This is a genomic window from Arthrobacter sp. 10N43, from assembly GCF_056394525.1.
The window spans coordinates 308,256-327,107 of sequence record NZ_JBFTIA010000002.1; the positions used below are offsets into that span (position 1 = coordinate 308,256).

General features: G+C 66.9%; 18 protein-coding genes and 1 pseudogene. 6 read left to right on the forward strand and 13 right to left on the reverse strand.

Annotation, left to right across the window (positions count from 1 at the left end; all coding sequences use genetic code 11):
• The first annotated feature begins 30 nt into the window (after positions 1-30).
• Positions 31-1,815 (forward strand): DUF349 domain-containing protein, encoded by a 1,785-nt coding sequence (locus tag AC1DDO_RS04015; RefSeq protein WP_476867529.1) that lies wholly within the window; start codon positions 31-33, stop codon positions 1,813-1,815.
• A gap of 260 nt (positions 1,816-2,075) precedes the next feature.
• Complete coding sequence (locus AC1DDO_RS04020; RefSeq protein ID WP_476867528.1) at positions 2,076-2,588, forward strand: hypothetical protein; 513 nt, start codon at positions 2,076-2,078, stop codon at positions 2,586-2,588.
• Here AC1DDO_RS04020 and AC1DDO_RS04025 read toward each other — a convergent pair.
• The 9 genes from AC1DDO_RS04025 to pdxT all read right to left on the reverse strand — a co-directional run bounded on the left by AC1DDO_RS04025 (position 2,585) and on the right by pdxT (position 12,733).
• Positions 2,585-4,903, reverse strand: a complete 2,319-nt coding sequence (locus tag AC1DDO_RS04025; protein WP_441409077.1) for a RelA/SpoT family protein — start codon at positions 4,901-4,903, stop codon at positions 2,585-2,587. The two genes, AC1DDO_RS04020 and AC1DDO_RS04025, sit on opposite strands and share 4 nt — an antisense overlap.
• A gap of 271 nt (positions 4,904-5,174) precedes the next feature.
• Positions 5,175-6,194 (reverse strand): protein translocase subunit SecF, encoded by a 1,020-nt coding sequence (gene secF / locus AC1DDO_RS04030; RefSeq protein ID WP_476867526.1) that lies wholly within the window; start codon positions 6,192-6,194, stop codon positions 5,175-5,177.
• Complete coding sequence (secD, locus tag AC1DDO_RS04035) at positions 6,195-7,970, reverse strand: protein translocase subunit SecD (RefSeq protein ID WP_476971465.1); 1,776 nt, start codon at positions 7,968-7,970, stop codon at positions 6,195-6,197.
• A 105-nt stretch (positions 7,971-8,075) separates the two neighbouring features.
• Complete coding sequence (gene yajC, locus AC1DDO_RS04040) at positions 8,076-8,498, reverse strand: preprotein translocase subunit YajC (protein ID WP_476867596.1); 423 nt, start codon at positions 8,496-8,498, stop codon at positions 8,076-8,078.
• A 260-nt stretch (positions 8,499-8,758) separates the two neighbouring features.
• A complete protein-coding gene (ruvB, locus tag AC1DDO_RS04045; protein WP_476971466.1) occupies positions 8,759-9,907 on the reverse strand; it encodes a Holliday junction branch migration DNA helicase RuvB in 1,149 nt (382 codons plus the stop codon).
• The gene (ruvA, locus tag AC1DDO_RS04050) at positions 9,900-10,553 is read right to left on the reverse strand and encodes a Holliday junction branch migration protein RuvA (RefSeq protein WP_476867524.1); all 654 of its coding nucleotides are present in this window, start codon (positions 10,551-10,553) and stop codon (positions 9,900-9,902) included. Before ruvA ends, ruvB begins: the two co-directional genes overlap by 8 nt.
• A 106-nt stretch (positions 10,554-10,659) precedes the next feature.
• Positions 10,660-11,238: a crossover junction endodeoxyribonuclease RuvC gene (ruvC, locus tag AC1DDO_RS04055; protein ID WP_441409052.1), complete on the reverse strand. Its 579-nt coding sequence runs from the start codon at positions 11,236-11,238 to the stop codon at positions 10,660-10,662.
• 34 nt (positions 11,239-11,272) lie between these two features.
• Positions 11,273-12,028 (reverse strand): YebC/PmpR family DNA-binding transcriptional regulator, encoded by a 756-nt coding sequence (locus tag AC1DDO_RS04060; protein ID WP_390202728.1) that lies wholly within the window; start codon positions 12,026-12,028, stop codon positions 11,273-11,275.
• 3 nt (positions 12,029-12,031) lie between these two features.
• A complete protein-coding gene (pdxT, locus tag AC1DDO_RS04065) occupies positions 12,032-12,733 on the reverse strand; it encodes a pyridoxal 5'-phosphate synthase glutaminase subunit PdxT (RefSeq protein WP_476867523.1) in 702 nt (233 codons plus the stop codon).
• 103 nt (positions 12,734-12,836) lie between these two features.
• Here pdxT and AC1DDO_RS04070 point away from each other — a divergent pair, with 103 nt between their 5' ends.
• From AC1DDO_RS04070 to AC1DDO_RS04085, 4 genes and pseudogenes are all read left to right on the forward strand, one after another.
• A complete protein-coding gene (locus AC1DDO_RS04070) occupies positions 12,837-14,126 on the forward strand; it encodes a MurT ligase domain-containing protein (RefSeq protein WP_476867522.1) in 1,290 nt (429 codons plus the stop codon).
• Positions 14,123-14,920, forward strand: a complete 798-nt coding sequence (locus AC1DDO_RS04075; RefSeq protein WP_476971467.1) for a type 1 glutamine amidotransferase — start codon at positions 14,123-14,125, stop codon at positions 14,918-14,920. Before AC1DDO_RS04070 ends, AC1DDO_RS04075 begins: the two co-directional genes overlap by 4 nt.
• 5 nt (positions 14,921-14,925) lie before the next feature.
• A complete protein-coding gene (locus AC1DDO_RS04080; protein ID WP_476867520.1) occupies positions 14,926-15,414 on the forward strand; it encodes a GNAT family N-acetyltransferase in 489 nt (162 codons plus the stop codon).
• A gap of 120 nt (positions 15,415-15,534) precedes the next feature.
• Positions 15,535-15,840 (forward strand): annotated as a pseudogene (locus AC1DDO_RS04085) (methyltransferase family protein); the annotation flags it as partial.
• A gap of 70 nt (positions 15,841-15,910) precedes the next feature.
• Here the strand turns inward: AC1DDO_RS04085 and AC1DDO_RS04090 are convergent.
• From AC1DDO_RS04090 to AC1DDO_RS04105, 4 genes are all read right to left on the reverse strand, one after another.
• A complete protein-coding gene (locus tag AC1DDO_RS04090; protein WP_476867519.1) occupies positions 15,911-16,339 on the reverse strand; it encodes a MarR family winged helix-turn-helix transcriptional regulator in 429 nt (142 codons plus the stop codon).
• Positions 16,339-16,755, reverse strand: coding sequence for an SRPBCC family protein (locus AC1DDO_RS04095; protein ID WP_476971468.1), 417 nt, complete (start codon positions 16,753-16,755; stop codon positions 16,339-16,341). The genes AC1DDO_RS04090 and AC1DDO_RS04095 overlap by 1 nt, the downstream gene beginning before the upstream one ends.
• Before the next feature lie 310 nt (positions 16,756-17,065).
• Complete coding sequence (locus tag AC1DDO_RS04100; protein ID WP_476867517.1) at positions 17,066-17,905, reverse strand: alpha/beta fold hydrolase; 840 nt, start codon at positions 17,903-17,905, stop codon at positions 17,066-17,068.
• Between the two features lie 8 nt (positions 17,906-17,913).
• Positions 17,914-18,807, reverse strand: coding sequence for an alpha/beta fold hydrolase (locus tag AC1DDO_RS04105; protein WP_476971469.1), 894 nt, complete (start codon positions 18,805-18,807; stop codon positions 17,914-17,916).
• Positions 18,808-18,852: the final 45 nt, after the last annotated feature.

Below are 18,852 nucleotides of genomic sequence, written 5' to 3' on the forward strand. Positions count from 1 at the left end.
TATTTCCCTCCAAGCGAAAGACTTCTAGCGGTGACAGACAGTCAGAAATCCGACGAAACATTGGCAGCATCAGCTGCCAACGAAACCGAAGCCGAGGCAACCCCGGCCCAGAGTGCCGGCAATGCCGTAGACGCGGCCGGCGACACGGCCGTATCCGCAGCCCCGGCTGCGGCAGGCGAGGACGCCGCCGAATCAGCAGAGCCCGCGGCATCCGCTGAGCCGACGGAGCCCGCCGTGGCGCCGTCGGAAGAGACACCGGCCGAACCTGCCGCTGAGGCGGTTGCTGAGACCGTGGCCGAGGCCGCACCCGTGGAGATCCCGGCCGAGCCGGCGACTGAGGCAGTTGCTGAGACCGCTGCTGAGGCAGTCGTCGAGCCCGTCGCCGAGCCCGCCGCCGGGGCAGTCGTCGAGACCGTGCCCGCTGCTGCCCCGTCGCCTTCACCGGCTCCCGCGCCGGCCGCCCGGCCTGCGCCGAGCCCGGCCGCATTTGCTGCCCGGCCGAAGGCCAAGCCCTCTGCTGCCGCCCCGGCCCCCGCTCCGGCCGCCGTGTCCTCAGCCGCCTCACTGGCGGAAGCGGCCCGCTGGGGCCGCGTCGAAGGTGACGGCCACGTCTTCCTGACCGTAGACGGCACGGAATATCCCGTTGGCCAGTACCCGGGCGTCAGCGCCGACGAGGCCCTGGGCTACTTCGCCCGGAAGTTCGAGGACGTCGTGGCCCAGATCGACCTGCTTGAACAGCGGGTGAGCTCCAAGGCGCCCACCACGGACATGCAGAAGACCGTCACGCACCTGCGCGAGCAGCTCGCCGAACGCAACATGGTGGGCGACTTCCGTTCCGCCGAGGCCCGGCTGGACGCACTGGTGACCCAGATCGGCGAACTCGAAAAGGCCGAGAAGGCTGAACACGACGCCGTCCGGGCAGCTGAGCTTGCCGCCCGCGAGGCCATCGTGGCCGAGGCCGAGGAAATCGCCGGCCACGATCCCGCGCAGATCCAGTGGAAGACCTCCAGCGCCCGGATGAACGAACTCTTCGAGAGCTGGAAGACCGCGCAGAAGAGCGGCGTCCGGCTCGGCCGCAGCAACGAGGACGCGCTGTGGAAGCGGTTCCGCGCCGCCCGCACCGTTTTCGACCGGCACCGCCGCGCCTACTTCTCGCAGCTGGACAGCAACAACTCAGCAGCCAAGGCCGCCAAGGAGAAGCTGATCGCCGAAGCCGAGGCCCTTTCGTCCTCGACCGACTGGGGATTTGCCGCGGGCGAGTACCGCCGCCTGATGGATGAATGGAAGGCCTCCCCGCGCGCCAGCCGCAAGGACGACGACGCCCTGTGGGCCCGCTTCCGCGCCGCGCAGGATGTCTTCTTCACCAACCGGCAGGCAGCCAACGACGAGATCGACCAGGAATACGGTGCGAACCTGGTGGTGAAGGAAGCGCTACTCGTGGAGGCCAACGAGCTCCTGCCGATCAAGGACCTCGCGGCCGCCAAGAAGGCGCTGCAGTCCATCCGGGACCGCTGGGAAGAAGCCGGCAAGGTTCCGCGCGCGGACATGGGCCGCATCGAGGCCGGCCTGCGGAAGGTGGAGGACGCCGTCCGCCACGCCGAGGAAGAAAACTGGAAGCGCTCCAACCCGGAGACCAAGGCACGCACCAACAGCGCCCTGACCCAGCTCGAAACCGCCATCGCCGGCCTCAAGGAAGACCTGGCCAAGGCGGAGAAGGCCGGCGACGAGCGCAAGATCAAGGCAGCCCGGGAGGCCCTCGAGGCACGCCAGGCCTGGCTGGAGCAGCTCGAGCGCTCGGCGAGCGAACTCTCCTAGCCATCCGGCCCACCAGCAAGCCTGTCCAGGCCCCGTTTCGGTTATCCACATGACCGGAACGGGGCCTGTTCTATGCCCGCGGAACGGGCAACGATGGCTGAATGGTACTCACGCCCCGCACTCCCGGCGCCTTTCCGGGACCGCCTGTACAGGGGCCGCCTGTTTCGGGGCCACCTGTTCAGGGGCCGCCTGCGCGGGGACCGGAGCCCGGCGAACTCTACTCTCCCGGCACCCTGTTCTCATGGCCGGAGCTGCAGGCCATGGCCGCCGACGGCGTGCTCACACAGCTCTATCAGCGCGGCTACCTGCCACCTGGGGCCCACGCCAGTCCGCAGCTCCGTGCCCGCGCCGCGTCCCTGGCGGTGGCGCCGGCGATCAGGCAGCGCGTGGTGGCAGGGCGGATGACCGCGGCGTGGATCTACGGATGCGCGGCAGAGCCGGACCGTCTGGCCCTGCTGGTTGACGCCAACCGGCGGATTTCCAGCCTGAGGTCCGTGCGCGGCTGCACGTTCCACGAAGTTCGGTTGGGGCCGTTCGACGTCGTCAGCATGGGCGGCCTGATGGTCTCCAGCCCGCTGCGCACTGCCCAGGACATAGCGCTGCACGTTGACGCGGACCGGGCCGTGCCGGCCCTGAGGGCCCTGTTGGCCCGGCCCGAACTGGGCGTGCGCCTCCGGCTGCTCAGGCTTGCGGTCGACGCGAGCCCGCGCCTGCCGCACAAACGGGCGGCGTTGGCGAAGCTCGCCGCACTCGCTGCGCCGCCGGAGGGCTAGCTGCGGCGGCGGTTTCCGGTGGTGCGGTACACGTCGAAGACGCCGTCGATCCGGCGAACAGCGCTAAGCACGTGGCTGAGGTACTTCGGGTCGCCCATCTCGAAGGCAAACTTGGAGATTGCCACCCGGTCCGTGGACGTGTGGACGCTCGCCGCCAGGATGTTGACGTGGTTTTCGGAGAGCACCCGGGTGACGTCGGAGAGCAACGACTTGCGGTCCAGCGCCTCGACCTGGATCTCCACGAGGAACACGCTGGACTGCGTGGGCGCCCAGTCCACTTCGACGATCCGGTCCGGCTGGTCCATCAGGCCGCTCACGTTGGTGCAATCGGTCCGGTGCACGGAGACACCGGAACCGCGCGTGACAAACCCGAGGATCGGGTCCGGCGGGACCGGAGTGCAGCATCGAGCCAGCTTCACCCACACATCGTCCACGCCGCGGACAACAACACCGGAATCGGAGAAACGGGCCTTGCTGACCTGGGTGGGGATGGACACCTCGGCGAGGTCATCGTCCGGTTGTTCGTTCCCGCCGAGGCTCTCCACCAGGCGTTCCATGACGGACTGCGCGGAGGTGTGCCCGTCGCCCACGCCGGCGTAGAGCCCGGAGATGTCGGCATACTTGAAGTCTTCCGCGATCGCCGCGAGGGCGTCGTGGGTCATAAGCCGCTGCAGCGGGAGATTCTGCTTCCGCATCGCCTTGGTCAGCAGGTCCTTGCCGCGGTCGATCGCTTCCTCGCGGCGTTCCTTGCTGAACCACTGCCTGATCTTGTTTCGGGCCCTGGCGCTTTTGACGAAGTGCTGCCAGTCCTGGCTGGGGCCGGCGCCTTCGGCCTTGGAGGTAAAGATCTCAACCCAGTCGCCGTGGTTCAGTTCGCTGTTGAGCGGGACAAGCTTGCCGTTGACGCGGGCGCCAATGGTCCGGTGGCCTACCTCGGTGTGCACGGCGTAGGCGAAGTCCACGGGCGTGGATCCTGCCGGGAGGGCCATGACCTCGCCCTTGGGGGTGAAGACAAACACTTCGCGGGCGTTGATTTCAAACCGCAACGAGTCGAGGAACTCGCCGGGGTCCGAGGTCTCCTGCTGCCAGTCCACGAGGGAGCGCAGCCAGCCCATGTCGCCGTCGCGCGGGCTTCCGGGGCCGGCGGCCGTCCGGTTCGGCTGGTCCTTGTACTTCCAGTGCGCGGCCACGCCGTATTCGGCGCGCCGGTGCATTTCATGGGTGCGGATCTGGATTTCCACCGGTTTGCCGCCCGGACCGATCACCGTGGTGTGCAGCGACTGGTACATGTTGAACTTGGGCATCGCGATGTAGTCCTTGAACCGCCCGGGCAGGGGGTTCCAGCGCGAGTGCATCGCGCCCAGGGCCGCGTAGCAGTCCCGGACCGAGTCGACCAGGACGCGGACGCCCATGAGGTCGTTGATGTCGTCGAAGTCTTTGTCGCGGACGATCATCTTCTGGTAGATCGAGTAGTAGTGCTTTGGCCGCCCGGTGATGGTGGCCTTGATCTTCGCCGCCCGCAGGTCCTCGGTGATCTGGTTGCGGATGACGGACAGGTTCTTTTCACGCTCCGGGGTCCGGTCCCCCACCATGCGCACGATTTCCTCGTACACCTTCGGATACAGCGCGGCGAAGGACAAATCCTCCAGTTCCCACTTGATGGTGTTCATGCCGAGCCGGTGGGCCAGGGGTGCGAAGATTTCCAGGGTTTCGCGCGCCTTGCGGGCCGAGGACTCCGCCGAGACGAAGCGCCACGTCCGGGCGTTGTGGAGCCTGTCGGCGAGTTTGATCATCAGGACCCGGATGTCCTTGGCCATGGCGACGACCATCTTGCGCACGGTCTCGGACTGGGCCGCCTCACCAAAGCTAACCTTGTCCAGTTTGGTGACACCGTCCACCAGCATGGCCACTTCCGGGCCGAACTCGGCCTTCAGGTCAGCCAGCGTGTAGGAGGTGTCCTCGACGGTGTCGTGCAGCAGGGCTGCGGCCAGCGTCGTGCCGCTGAGGCCGAGCTCGGCGAGAATGGTGGCGACCGCGACCGGGTGCGTGATGTACGGGTCCCCGCTCTTGCGCTTTTGGCCCCGGTGGCAGCGCTCGGCAACCACGAAGGCGCGCTGGATGAGGTCGAAGTCCTCTTTGGGGTTGTTGGCACGGACCGTGCGCAGCAGCGGTTCAAGAATCGGTGAGTATGCGGGGGCGCCGCGGCCCGTCAGCCGGGCGAGGCGTGACCTCGTGCGTTCGCGCCGGCCCGGAAAGGTCGGCCGGGCGCCCGAATTGTCGACCGGCACAGGAACATCGGGACGTCCGTGAACCACAAGGTCAGTCTGAGAACCCTGGCCTTGGGCCTTGTCCGCTGGCGCCTCCGGCACCGGCGTCGAACGTTCTTCCAATGGAGCACCTCTCGCGACGGTCAATTATTCAAGTGTATTCCCGCAGCAGGATACTTCGATAACCGGCCGTGATACGGCGACGGGCCGGAGTCCGTCACAAAGGACGGTCTCCGGCCCGCCTCCTGTCCGCTCAGGACGGTCCAGGCATTGGTCCCGGCATCACCGAGGCATCACAGCATTGCGGTAGCGCCTGCGTTCAGGCTGTGGCAGGCGACGCCGGGGACGTGGCCTTCGCTGCCGCGTCGGCGCGACGCTGTTCCACCCGCTTGGCCTGCTTGAGCAGGTCAGGTTCGCCCTGCCGCAGGGCGGCGTACAGCGGCGCCGCGATGAAAATCGTGGCCGCCGTGCCCACCAGGATGCCCACAAACAGCGCCAGGGACAGGTCCCGCAGGGTTCCGGCGCCCAGCAGCCCGGCACCGATGAAGAGGATCGCGCCGACCGGGAGGATCGCCACCACCATGGTGTTGATGGAGCGGACCAGGGTCTGGTTGATGGCTAGGTTGACCTCTTCGGCGAAGGTCCGCCGGGTGGAGGCCTGGATCTCCGAGGTGTTCTCGCGGATCTTGTCGAACACCACCACGGTGTCGTACAGCGAATAGCTGAGCACCGTCAGGAAGCCGATGATGGCCGACGGCGTCACTTCGAAGTCACTGAGGCCGTAGACACCGGCGGTAATGAACATCGTGACCGCCATGCCGACAAGTGCCGAGACGGACATCTTCCAGGTCCGGAAGTACAGCGCCATCAGGACGGCGGCCAGGCCCACGAAGATTGCCAGGCCCATCAGCGCCTGCTTCGTGACGTCCGCGCCCCAAGTGGGGCCAACAAAGGTCGACGTCACTTCGTTATCCGTCACGCCGTAGGCCGTGGTGAGGCCTTCCTTGATCTGCAGCGTCTCGTCGTCGCTGAGCTTGTCCGTCTGGATACGCATGGTGGTGCCGGCGACGTTGGCCACGCGCGGCACAGACCCCGCCACGACGTCCTTGACGGCCTTCTCGCCGAGGGACGCGTCGGTGGTCTTCACGTTGGAGACGGTGAACTCGGACCCGCCACGGAATTCGATGCCGAGGTTGAAGCCGCCCTTGGCGATCGGGATCAGGATCGAGAGGGCGACGGCAATCCCGGCAATCAGGAACCAGATCTTCTTTTTGGCGACAAAGTCGTACGAGCGCTTGCCCGAATACAGCTCATTGCCGAACGTTGAGAAGTTGACCATTTACTTGCCCTCCTTGGACGCGCTCTTGGAGGAACCGGCGAGCTGCTCCTGTTGTGCCTGCTCCTGCCTTTCGGCGAGACGGCGTTCTGCAATGGTCATCCGGCGCTCGGCCTCGGCGGCGGCGCCGGTGTTCTTTGCGCGCACCACCGCCACGGGCTTGTCTTCCGGAGTGCGGACCCGGCCGGCTCCGCGGTACAGCGGGACGGCGCCCAGGCGCTTCGGGTCCAGACCCGAGAACCGGTGGCCGTCGCCGAAGAACTTGGTCCGGGCCAGCAGCTGCAGGGTCGGGTGGGTGAACATGAAGACCACGATGAGGTCGGCGATCGCTGTTAGGCCAAGGGTGAACGCGAAGCCGCGGACGTTGCCCACAGCCACGAAGAACAGCACCACGGCCGCGAGGAGGTTCACGGCCTTGGAGGCGAGGATGGTGCGCTTGGCCCGCTTCCAGCCGTTTTCGACGGCCGAGACCAGGCCGCGGCCCTCACGGAGCTCATCACGGATACGTTCGAAGTAGACGATGAACGAGTCCGCCGTTTGGCCGATGGCCACGATCAGGCCGGCCACGCCGGCGAGGGACAACCGGTAGTTCTCCGTCCAGCCGAGGATGGCGATCGCCAGGAACGTCAGCACACCGGCAATCACGAGGGACGCCACGGTCACCAGGCCAAGGGCCCGGTACTGGAACAGCGAGTAGACGACCACCAGGAGCAGGCCGATCAGGCCTGCGAGCATACCCATGCGCAGTTGCTCCCCGCCGAGGGTCGCAGAAATCTGCTGCTCACTTTGGATCTCGAAGCTGATCGGCAGGGCACCGAAACGCAGCTGGTCGGAGAGGGCCTTGGCGGATTCCTCGGTGAACCCGCCGGTGATCTGCGGCCGGCCGTCGGTGATGACGGCGAGCGAACGCGGGGCGGAGATGACCTGGTCGTCCAGGACAATCGCGAACTGGGCCTTCGGGTCAGAGCCGCTCTGGCCGCCGCCGGCGGCATAGAACTGGTACAGGCGCTCGGTGACTTCCTTGAACTTGGCGGTGCCGGCGTCGTCGAACTGGATGTTGACGGCCCATTCATTGGTCACGGCACCCTGGGCGCCGCGCTGCAGCTGGAACGAGGAGGACTTGATGTTCGAGCCCTTCACCTCAACCGGACCGAGGATGTACTTGATGGCCGGCGATTTCGCTGTCGCGGGCTCACAGGTCACCAGCGGCTTGGTCGGGTCTGAACGCTTCTGCTTGTCCTGGGAAGGGTTGTCGCAGTCGAGGGCCTGAAACTGCTTGTAGACCTCGGGGGTAATCCAGTTCTCGTCGCTGCTGTTGGCCGGCGCGGCCGTCGGCTTGGGCAGCTGGGCGTCCGGGGTCCGGGACGCCTCGGGGACGGCTGCGCCGGCGCCCGTCTGGATCACGGGGCGGAAGTTCATGTCGGCGGAGGCCTGGATCAGGGCGCGGGTTTCCTTGGCGGGAGTTCCCGGCAGGCTGACCACGACATTGCGGCCGGACTGCGTGCTGATTTCCGCTTCCGCGACACCCGAGCCGTCCACGCGCTGACGGATGATCGCCACGGCCTGGTTGAGCTGGTCTTCGGTGATGCCCGAACCGCCCTCAACCTTGGGCGCCAGGATCATCTGGGTGCCGCCTTCCAGGTCCAGGGCGAGCTTTGGAGCCCAGCTGGCCTGGCCGGCAATGGTGCCGCCCGCCAGGACAGCCGTCATGGCGGCGATAAGTACGCCAAGCCAGACCAGCATCCTGATGGCTGAGTTTTTGGGGCCAGTTCGTGCCATTGTCGATCTTTCTTTTATTTGCGGCGGATCCGCCGGCGCGGGCTCTGGGCCCCCGCCGGCGGATGCCCGCAACCGTTGCTTCGCGGGATAGCTCAGGTAGGCAGACTAGCTGTCTTTTTTACCTTCGTCATTGAGGCGGCGCAGGGTTTCCTCGGGAGTTTCATTGCGGGGTGCGTCGCTGAGCGGGGCGGTGCCTTCCGTGCCCTCGGCGCTGAGCTTGTCGGCAGTCAGCGAGGACGCGTCGTCGGGAACAACGGTCGGCTCCTCGGCGGCGACAACCGGCTCCACAATTTTGGTGACGGCCTGGCGGTGCACGGTGGCCGTGTTGCCGGGGGACAGTTCCAGGGTGACCTTGTTCTCCGCTTCATCGATCTCGACGATCCGGCCGAACAGGCCAAAGCTCGTCATGACCTCGACACCAGTTTCGAACTTGGACTGGAGCTGTGCCTGCTGCTGCTGGGTCTTCTTGTTGCGGCGGAACATCATGAAGACGAAGAGTCCGAGCAGGACGAAGAGGAGAATCGTCATGATGTCGATGCCGCCGCCGGCCTGCGGCTGGGTCTGGGCAGAAATAAGTCCGAACACAGGGATTGTTCCGTTCTGTACTTGCATAGCTGTTTTTCAGCAACGTCCGTTTGCTCCGGGCGGCGCGGGCAGGGGTCTGCACAGCAAGCCGGCAGAGAGACCATCCCCAGCCGCCGGCGGCTACCTGCTCTCCGCCCACGGAAACAAAACCCGAACGTGCCGAGCGTCATTCCAGTCTAAAGGGAAAAGCTGAAGGAAACGTGCTAGCGGCCGTTTCGGATCCACTGGGGACTGGTTTCTTGACCGAGATCGCCGCCGGACCCGCCCGGCTGGCCCTCGCTGGGCTCATCCTGCGGGTCCCCGCCCAGCTCATCGGCCTGGAACAACTCCAGCGGATCCTGCCCGAAGACGCCGGCCGGGACGGCGAAGCCGAGATGGGTCCACGCCGGTGCCAGGGCAATGCGGCCCCGCGGGGTCCTGCCCAGCAGCCCTTCACGCACCAGGTAAGGCTCGGCGACCGTTTCCACGGTCTCCGTTTCCTCACCGACGGCGATCGCGAGGGTGGACAGGCCCACGGGCCCACCGCCGAATTTGGTGATGAGGGCTTCGAGGACTGCACGGTCCAGCCGGTCCAGGCCGCGCTTGTCTACCTCATACATGTCCAGTGCCGCGGACGCCGCCCGGGCATCAATTTGCTCGATACCGTGAACGAGCGCCCAGTCCCGGACCCGGCGCAGGAGCCGGTTGGCGATGCGCGGCGTGCCCCGGGAGCGTCCGGCGATCTCGCTGAATCCCGCCGAATTGACCTTCAGATCCAGGAGGCCGGCCGAACGGCGCAGGACCAGTTCCAGCTCCTCCACGGAGTAAAACTCCAAGTGGCCGGTGAAACCGAACCGGTCCCGCAGCGGCCCGGGGAGCAGGCCGGCCCGCGTGGTGGCGCCCACCAGCGTGAAGGGCGGCAGTTCCAGCGGGATAGCCGTGGCGCCGGCGCCCTTGCCGACGACGATGTCGACGCGGAAGTCCTCCATCGCCATGTACAGCATTTCCTCGGCTGGCCGGGACATGCGGTGGATTTCGTCCAGGAACAGGACCTCACCCTCCGAAAGGGAGGACAGGATGGCTGCGAGGTCGCCGGCGTGCTGGATGGCCGGGCCACTGCTGATCCGCAGCGGGACGTTCATTTCGGCCGCGATGATCATGGACAGCGTGGTCTTGCCCAGGCCGGGAGGGCCGGAGAGCAGCACGTGGTCTGCGCTGCGCCCGCGCATGCGTGAGGCCTCCAGGACGAGGGAAAGCTGCTTGCGGACACGGTGCTGGCCCACGAAGTCGTGCAGGTTCTTGGGCCGGAGTGCGGCTTCGATGACGCGCTCCTCCGGCTCCTCTCCCCCGGCGACGATCGACTGCTCAGCCACGCGCGCCTACCCGGTTACCGGCGCGGGCGCCGTCCTGGCCCAGCCAGCGCAGGGTTGCGCGGAGGATTTCGGCCACGTTGCCGTTCTCGGCCAGGTCCGGGGAATCGGCCAGGGATTTCTCGATGCTGGCGGTGGCGTCCTTTTCGGACCAGCCAAGGCTGGTCATCGCGGCGACGACCTGCGGCTTCCAGACGGATTCCGCGGAAGCCAAAGGGAGCGGCGCGCCGGACGCACCAGCAGTGCCGTGCGGGACGAGTTTGCCGGCGAGCTCCAGCACGATCCGGCCGGCCACCTTCGGCCCGATCCCGGGGACCTTCGTGAAGGCCTTGCCGTCGCCGGAGTGGGCGGCCACCCGGATGGCTTCCGGTTCGTGGACGGCAAGCACAGCCAGGGCGAGGCGGGGACCGACACCGCTGACGCTGAGCAGCACGTCAAACACTTCGCGCTCGTCGTCGCTGCCGAAGCCGAACAGGGTCAGCGAGTCCTCCCGCACGATCAGCGAGGTGAAGAGCTTCCCCTCTTCGCCCACCCGGAGCCCGCTGAGGGTCTGCGGCGTGGCATTGACGCTCATGCCGGCACCGTTGAGGTCGATCACGGCGGAGGACAGGCCAACATGCGCAACGGTTCCGCGAAGAAAACTAATCAAGGCCGGGCTCCTGGGTCTGCAGCCGGCCAAAACACAGATGGCAAGCCGGCTATCCGAACATATCTACGAATACCCTACCAAGCCCAGCGGCGGCACAGGCGGACATTCAGCGCGCACGGCGCGCTTTTGCCTCCGCGTCCGCCCATGCCCGCTGCGCCGGCGTGAGCGACTGGCTGCCCGGCCCCGTCGTCGACACAGCGGCGCCGCTGCCGGCCCGCCAGGCGTGGGTGATTGCCAGTGCCAGGGCGTCGGCGGCGTCGGCGGGGCGCGGTGGCGCATCCAGCCGGAGGATCTTCGTTACCAGTTTGGTCACGGCGTCCTTGTTCGATGTTCCGCTGCCCGTGACGGCGGCCTTGACCTCGGACGGGGTGTGCAGCGCCACCGGGATGCCGCGGCGCGCGGCGGCGGCAATCACCACGCCGGAGGCCTGCGCCACCCCCATGACCGTGCTGACGTTGAGCTGGGAAAACACCCGTTCCACGGCGAGGACGTGGGGTTCGTACTTGTCCAGCCATTCATCAATGGACGTGGCAATGACCAGCAGCCGCTGGTCCAGGCTCTCCTCGGGGGAGGTTCCCACGACGCCGAAGGCCACCATGGTGGCCCGCCGGTTCTTTTCGACGTCGACGACGCCGATCCCGCAACGGGTGAGGCCCGGGTCAACCCCCAGGACGCGCAGGGTCAAGACCGGGCCTCAAAATCACGGCTAGGTGAGCGTGTCACTCGGCTTCCAGTGCGGCCTGCACTTCGTCGCTGAGATCGGCGTTGCTGTAGACGTTCTGGACGTCGTCGAGCTCTTCCAGGGCGTCCACGAGCTTCATGAACTTCTTGGCGGCGTCGAGGTCCAGCGGCACCTGCATGGACGGCACGAACTCGGCCTCATCGGTGTCGTAGTCGATTCCGGCTTCCTTGAGCGCGTCGCGGATGGCCTGGAGGTCGGTCGGCTCAGAGTGGATCTCGAAGGTGTCTCCGTTGTCCTTGACTTCCTCGGCGCCGGCGTCGAGCACTGCCATCAGGACGTCGTCCTCGCTCAGGCCGTTCTTGGGCAGGGACACGACACCCTTGCGGCTGAAGAGGTAGCTGACCGAACCGGGATCGGCGATCGTGCCGCCGTTGCGGGAGATGGCGAGCCGGACCTCAGAGGCGGCACGGTTCTTGTTGTCCGTGAGGCACTCGATCAGCAGCGCGGACCCCTGCGGGCCGCGGCATTCGTACATGATCTCGGTGTAGTCAACGACCTCGCCGGTGAGGCCGGCGCCGCGCTTGATGGCGCGGTCGATGTTGTCTGCGGGCACCGAGGTCTTCTTGGCCTTGGTGACAGCAAGTTCCAGGCTCGGGTTGCCGGAAAGGTCCGGGCCGCCCATGCGCGCGGCGACTTCGATGTTCTTGATCAGCTTGGCGAACGACTTGGCCCGGCGGCTATCAAGGATGGCCTTCTTATGCTTGGTCGTCGCCCATTTGGAGTGGCCTGACATGCTTTACGCTTCTCCTCTGATCATTCGAATAAACAGTTCATGCACGCGCTTTTCCCCCGTCACTTCCGGGTGGAAGGAGGTGGCCAGCAGCTTGCCGGAACGCACAGCAACAATTCTAGCCGTCCCGTCCAATGATTCGGGGTGGCCGGCTTTGGACGGTTCCACCTGGGCGAGGACTTCCACACCGTTGCCGACGCGCTCCACCCAGGGCCCACGGATGAAGACGGCATGGACAGGCGCCACGACGCCGGCGTCGGCGCTGAAGCCGAGCCCCCGGAAGTCAAGGTCCGTCTCGAAGGACTCGCGCTGCCGGCCAAAGGCGTTGCGGCGCACGGTGATGTCCAGCCCGCCGAACGTCTGCTGCGGGTTGCCGGCAAGGTCCGTGGCCGCGTCCGCGATCTCGTCCGCCAGCAGGATCATGCCGGCGCACGAGCCGTAGACGGGCAGGCCGGCCTGGATGTGTTTACGCAGCGGATCCCGGAGACCGAAGATCCTGGAGAGCTTGTCGATCGTGGTCGATTCGCCGCCGGGGATGATCAGGCCGTCCAGGCCGTCAAGTTCGGCGGGGCGTCGGATCCCGACGCCGGTTGCACCGGCGGCTTCGACGGCGTGCAGATGCTCCCGGAAATCGCCCTGGAGCGCCAGGACGCCGATCCGGAGGCCCGAACCCACGCGGGATTCAGGGAGGAAAGAGGGGGTGGTCATCCCCACAGCATAATGCTCTGCGCTCGCGCGGTACGCATGGAGATCGCATGCACAGGCCCCCTGCGTCCGGGTTCCATGCCTCTGCTGGGATATATTACAGAGCATGCTTTACTTCAGCGTTCCGCTCGGCAAGCTCGTCCGCCGGGTCTCCCGGCTCAGGGGCGGAGGCTCGGCCCTTCCCGGGCTTGTGGTCGAAAAAATCGATCCCGGTTTCATGCAGCGGACACTGTCCGAGCTGCCGCTGGGGGTCGCCGTCGTCAGTGGCACGAACGGAAAGACGACCACCACGAAAATGGTGGTGGAGCTGCTCGAGAGCCAGGGGCTGAAGGTCTTCACCAACCGTACCGGGAGCAACTTCACCCGCGGCGTCGCCGCGGCACTCCTGGGCGAGGTGGACTGGCGCGGCCGGCTCGATGCCGACGTCGCGGTCCTGGAACTGGACGAGGCGCATGCGGTGCACTTCGTCAACAAGGTCCCGCCGCGCTACAGCCTCCTGCTCAACGTCCTCCGCGACCAGCTGGACCGTTTCGGCGAGATCGACAAGACCGCCGACCTGCTCCAGCACATCGCGTCCAAGACCACCGGGACCGTGGTCCTGAACCGGGAAGACCCCCGCGTCGCCCGGATCGCCCAGGCCCTGGACGGGCCCGAGGTGCTCTACTTCGGGCTGGACGATTCGCTGCTGAGCACCTTCCCCAACGATGACGACATGCGCGCGGCGCCGGGGAGCCCGGTGCCGGTAGCCCCCGCCCGGGCGGACGCCGACGTCGTGCTGCGCCGCGTGGGTGCCGATGACGCCGATTTCGAGTACGACGGCGCGACGGTCACCACGGCCATGAAGTTGCGCGGTGTCTACAACATCTTCAACGCCGCCGCCGCACTGACCCTGGCGCGGGCGATCTCTGGTGCCCGCGGCACGGGCACCGACCAGGCGGGTCTGCTCACGGCGCTGTCCAAGGTGGCGCCGGCGTTCGGCCGCGGCGAAAGCCTGGTGGTCGACGGCCTGCCGCTGGAGCTGGTGCTGGTCAAGAACCCCAGCGGTTTCCGGCTCGGCCTGAAATCCTTCCCGGCGGCCGGGTACGCCACGATGATCGCGATCAACGACAACTATGCGGACGGCCGGGACATGTCCTGGCTCTGGGACGTCGAATTCGACACCCTCCGAGACGACGGCGTGGACCAGCTCACCGGTTCCCGCGCCTACGACATGGCGCTGCGGCTGCAGTACGACGACGTCGCCATCGGCGCCGTCGACACCGAGATCGCGCCGGCGCTGGCGGCGTTCATCCGCGGCGGCCAGGGCAAGCCGAAGAGGATCTTCTGCACCTACACGGCCATGCTCGCCATCCGCCGCGAGCTGTCCAAAATCACCACAGTGGAGGTGGTCTCATGACCCCCCGGTCCCCCGAAGCCCCGCACGAGCCCTCCTTCGGGCACGAGCTTCCGCCCGAACATTCCGCGGCCCCCGGCAAGGGAACCATCCGGGTCCTGCAGCTCTACCCGCGGGACATGAACATCTACGGCGACTGGGGCAACGCCCTGGTCCTCGCCCAGCGGCTGCGCTGGCATGGCTACACCCCGGAACTGCTCGAATACAACGTTGGTGACGAGTTCCCGGCGGACGTTGACCTCATTGTCGGTGGCGGCGGGCAGGACAGCGGTCAGCTCGTCATCCAGGACGATCTCCTTTCGCGCGAGTCTGCGCTGAGGCAGCTTGCGGATGACGGCACGCCCATGCTCGTGATTTGCGGGCTGTACCAGCTCTTCGGGAAGTTCTTCAAGACCCGGCTCGGCTCGGTCCTGCCGGGCATCGGCATCCTGGACGTGGAGACCCACGGCACCGACGAGCGCCTGATCGGCAACGTCACCGTCTCCTCCCCCGAGTTCGGCAGCATCCTGGGCTATGAGAACCACAGCGGGCAGACCACGCTGGGACCCGGCGTCCAACCGCTCGGCACCACCGCCAAGGGCACCGGGAACAACAGCACCGACGGCCAGGAAGGGGCCCGTTACAACAACATCGTGGCGAGCTACCTGCACGGGTCGTTGCTGCCCAAGAACCCGGCCCTCGCGGACTTCCTGATCCGGACCGCCGTCGAACGCAAATTCGGCAGCTTCACGCCGGGCGCCCCGGACGATTCCTACGCTGTGCTGGCGCGGGAACATGCCGCCCGCCGGCCCCGCTGATCCGGATGGCAGGCACTCCTGAAGGCACGATCCTGATCGGGCGCGACACCCCGGAGCGTCCGGACGTCCTGCAGCTTCTGGACGAGCACCTCGCCGACATGTACGCGACCTCCCCGCCGGAGAGCGTCCACGCCCTTGACCCCGCGGCACTGGCCGGGCCGGGCATCAGCTTCTGGACCGCCCGGGGTGAGACGCGGCTGTTGGGCTGCGCAGCGCTGAAACACCTCGCTCCCGGCGACGCCGAGATCAAGTCCATGCGCACTGCGGCAGCAGCCCGCGGGCGCGGCGTTGCCTCGGCACTGCTCCGCCATCTCCTGGCCGAGGCCCGGCACAGCGGGTGCCGGCGGTTGTTCCTGGAGACGGGGAGCCAGGAATTTTTCGCTCCCGCCCGGCGGCTCTACGAGCGGCACGGCTTCGTGGAGTGCCCGCCGTTCGCCGGCTACCGGCCCGACCCCAACAGCGTCTTCATGACCCTGGAGCTCGACGCCGGATAACTGCGCGGTACCTGGCCGCCGGCCCAGTGGCGCTGCCTAGCGCCCGGACACCGTCCGGATATCCAGCCCGTCGTCGGGCCCGGGGGTTCGAAGATGCGGGCCAGGTGCCGGACAGAGCTAGGAGATGGCACGCCGTTGCCATCGGCGATGCCCAACCGTCTGGTCATTGCAGGTCCGTATCGCTGGATCCGCAATCCGATGGCGGTCACGGGCATTGTCCAGGGCGCTGCGATTGGCCTCATTCTTCAGTCACGGCTTGTCATCGCCTACGCAGTCGTGGGCTCGCTGGTGTGGAACTACGCCGTCAGGCCGCTTGAGGAATCTGACCTCAAAGAACGGTTTGGCGAAGAATTCCAGCAATACCGCGACACGGTGCGCTGCTGGATTCCTAAAGTATCGAAGAGCCAGAGTTCTCAGTGGCGCTGACTGTGTCACTTTGGAGAGCTTCTGCGCCCGTATGCGTGACCGGATTCTGCGGATGCCCCGTGAGGGTGTTTCAGGTTTCGGGATGAGCCAGGCGGCCCAACAGGGTTACCGCGTCGTTGAGGGGCACCGGCCGGAAGAACTGTTCGTCTGCGAGCTCGACCGCGGCAATTGCGCGGGGCGCCAAGTCGGCTCCGGCGTCGGTGACGCGCAGCCGCTTGGCGCGGGTGTCGGCCGGATCGACTTCACGCTCGATGAGTCCTTTGTCTTCCAGTGTGCGTAAAACCTGGGAGGTCATCTTGACGTCGGTGCCGGCTTGGCGGGCCAGGGCCAGCTGGTTGGGATGCTCACCCTGGGTGTTGAGCCACCAGGCGCAGGCGAGCAACACGAACTGCACGTGGGTGATACCAAGCGGGGCCAAGGCTGTGGCGATGTCGCGTTGCCAGCGCAGAGTGGCGTGCCAGAGCAGGAATCCGGGGCTGTCGCCGGGGCTGAGGGGCATTAGCCGCGAGCCATCCTTACCAGGGCAGTCATCGTGTCGGGCCAGTCGGCGGTGATGCCCGGACCAATCTCAGGCCCGGTCTCGTCGGCGCCGTCACCGGTGATCTCCATCCGGTACACCACCCGGATCCGGCCCTGATCGATCCGGTCGATGCGGTGGGTGGTGCGGAGCAGGAGACCGTTGAAGCGGGCCTCGTCGACAAATAGTTCGTCCTCGACCGCCTCGGCGATGAGCAAGAGTATCGGATCCTCCCCCGGGGGTGTCATCGCGATCTGTGTGCCTGCGGTGAATGGACCGCTGAATTCGATCTTCTCGATCTCGGCGTTCCAGGCGCCCCAATTCCCAACGTCGGCCCAGAGCCGCCAGACCGCCTGGGGCGTGGCGCTGGTCTCGATGCTGTTTTCGTATTCCCACATGAGATGCCTCCTCCACTGGATAATCCATACAGAAATAATCTCTACAGAGATTATCTGCGCAGAGACTATGTTTGTCTAGTGCCTCCCTTGCTGACACGATCGTCCGCCCAAACCACTAATCGTCAATGGCCGCGAGGCCGCGGCGTTTCATCTCGGCGAGGCCATCTCGCATGGCCTGCAACTGATCGGGCGAGTGTCCTACCCAATCCACGAGTTCACCGACGACTTCCACCGGCTCCCGGGTCAGGTAAGGGTGGGATTGCCGGTTCACCCTGTGCGGCAACAATGCTTGCCTGGGCCCAGTGTGCCATCAGCGGGACCGGACAAAGGCCAGGACGTCCCGCGGTACCCGCCGGCTGGATCCCGCCCGGACGTGCCCCCACCGCTCATAGATGATCAGGGTGCAGTCCGGAATCAGCCGGGCCGTCTCCTCCGCCACTGCCCTCGGGAAGAACGCGTCCCGGCCGCCGCAGAGCAGCAGGACGGGCGGCCGGATGAGCGGCAGGACCGACCGAGCGTCGAAGGCCAACCCGGCCCGGGCTTCGGTGAGCACGTCCGCGGCCGGGCAGCCGGGCCGCCCCAGCACGCGCCTGCCAACGACGAGTCCCAGCAGCTCCCGAAGCCAGCGGGTCCGCTGACCCGGGAGGACGTACTCCGTCAGGGCGGTCCCGGCGCGGCTTGGGTCTCCGGCGGCGACGGCGGCGGCCATCCGGTGATCCACGTCCTTGCCCCACGGGCTGAGCTCGGCTGCCGTGGCCACTAGGGCGATGTGCCCGAAGGATTCCGGATGGCGCGCGGCCAGGCACTGCCCGATCATCCCGCCGAAGGACTTGGCCAGCACCAGATCGATCCGGCCGCCGAACTCCTCCGCAATCAATTGGGCGTAGTCCTCGGCCATGTCGGCGCTGGTGTGCGAGGCCGGCATGTTCCGCCGGCGGGTGACAATCCAGATGGCGTAGCCGGCCTCCAAGTAGGCATCAAACTCCCGGCGGAACAGTTCCCCCAGCAGCCCGTGCGGCACAACGCTCCCCGGGCCGCCCTGGACGTAGAGCAGGGACTTGGCACCCCGGCCCCACGTCACGTATTCCATCCCGTTGCGGAATACCCCGCTCCGCACGGTCTGGTCCAACCCGGCTACCCGCGCCACCATAACCTGGCCTACGGCGTGGTCTGCGGCTGCCGGAGCAAGGCCGCAAAGTCGGCCGGCCGGGTGGCCGGCCACCAGTGGCCGCTGTCAACCCTGGTGATGGTCACATCGTCCACCCACGTTTCGAGCCCCTCGACAAGAGCGGGCGCGAGGAACGGATCCTTCAGGGGCACCACCACATGGACAGGCACGGTCACCCGGCCCGGGGCGGGCCGGGTGCGCCGGCCGCGGAAGTCGATCCGGAAGTTGCTTCGGTACAGGGCCAGGCCGCGGACCGGATCGTTGCCGACGTCGCGCTTGGCCGTCTTCTCGTAGCGCCGGGTGAGGATCAGCCGCCAGGCGGCTTCCGGCAGGACGGGGACGAGGAACGCGCCGATGTACCAGCTGCGCAGCAGTTGGCCGGCAACCTGCTGCCAGGCCCCAGGCGTCCGGACGCGTCCACGGATCCAGCGGGAGAAATGTCCCAGGTCGGGGCCGGAAATGCTGGTGTACCGGGCGATCCGGCCGCCTGCCCTGGGGTCCTGGACGACGGCCCAGCCCTGGATCGACCCCCAGTCGTGCCCCACCAGGTGGACAGCCGTGGCGCCCACCCCGGCCAGTACGGCGAAGGCATCGTCGACCAGGGCTTTCATGGAGTAGTCCCCGCCCGGGCCGTGGACGGCAGAGGCGCCCGCGTTCCGCGTGTCATAGGCCACCACGTGATGGGTCCGGGCGAGTTCGCGGATGGCCGGAAGGAACACCCGGTGATCGTCCGGGTAGCCGTGCACCAAGAGCAGGCTTGATACCTCCGGGCCCGGTTCCGGTCCAAACTCGTAGACGGCCAGCTCCGCGCCGGGCACGGTGACAGCCCGGCGCCGTTCGTTCAATGTCTCCATGAGCTCCGTCTCCATGTGCTCCGCTTCCATATGCCCTCCTACGGTCCCCGGAATCCAGCAGGTTCCCCATCCTAC

Coding starts and splice junctions, on each gene's coding strand:
- AC1DDO_RS04020 (WP_476867528.1), top strand. CDS start 2,076: ATGGCCGCCGACGGCGTGCTCACACAGCTCTATCAGCGCGGCTACCTG.
- secF (WP_476867526.1), bottom strand. CDS start 6,194: ATGGTCAACTTCTCAACGTTCGGCAATGAGCTGTATTCGGGCAAGCGC.
- secD (WP_476971465.1), bottom strand. CDS start 7,970: ATGGCACGAACTGGCCCCAAAAACTCAGCCATCAGGATGCTGGTCTGG.
- yajC (WP_476867596.1), bottom strand. CDS start 8,498: ATGACGATTCTCCTCTTCGTCCTGCTCGGACTCTTCGTCTTCATGATG.
- AC1DDO_RS04060 (WP_390202728.1), bottom strand. CDS start 12,028: ATGTCAGGCCACTCCAAATGGGCGACGACCAAGCATAAGAAGGCCATC.
- pdxT (WP_476867523.1), bottom strand. CDS start 12,733: ATGACCACCCCCTCTTTCCTCCCTGAATCCCGCGTGGGTTCGGGCCTC.
- AC1DDO_RS04070 (WP_476867522.1), top strand. CDS start 12,837: ATGCTTTACTTCAGCGTTCCGCTCGGCAAGCTCGTCCGCCGGGTCTCC.
- AC1DDO_RS04075 (WP_476971467.1), top strand. CDS start 14,123: ATGACCCCCCGGTCCCCCGAAGCCCCGCACGAGCCCTCCTTCGGGCAC.
- AC1DDO_RS04080 (WP_476867520.1), top strand. CDS start 14,926: ATGGCAGGCACTCCTGAAGGCACGATCCTGATCGGGCGCGACACCCCG.
- AC1DDO_RS04090 (WP_476867519.1), bottom strand. CDS start 16,339: ATGCCCCTCAGCCCCGGCGACAGCCCCGGATTCCTGCTCTGGCACGCC.
- AC1DDO_RS04095 (WP_476971468.1), bottom strand. CDS start 16,755: ATGTGGGAATACGAAAACAGCATCGAGACCAGCGCCACGCCCCAGGCG.
- AC1DDO_RS04100 (WP_476867517.1), bottom strand. CDS start 17,905: ATGGTGGCGCGGGTAGCCGGGTTGGACCAGACCGTGCGGAGCGGGGTA.
- AC1DDO_RS04105 (WP_476971469.1), bottom strand. CDS start 18,807: ATGGAAGCGGAGCACATGGAGACGGAGCTCATGGAGACATTGAACGAA.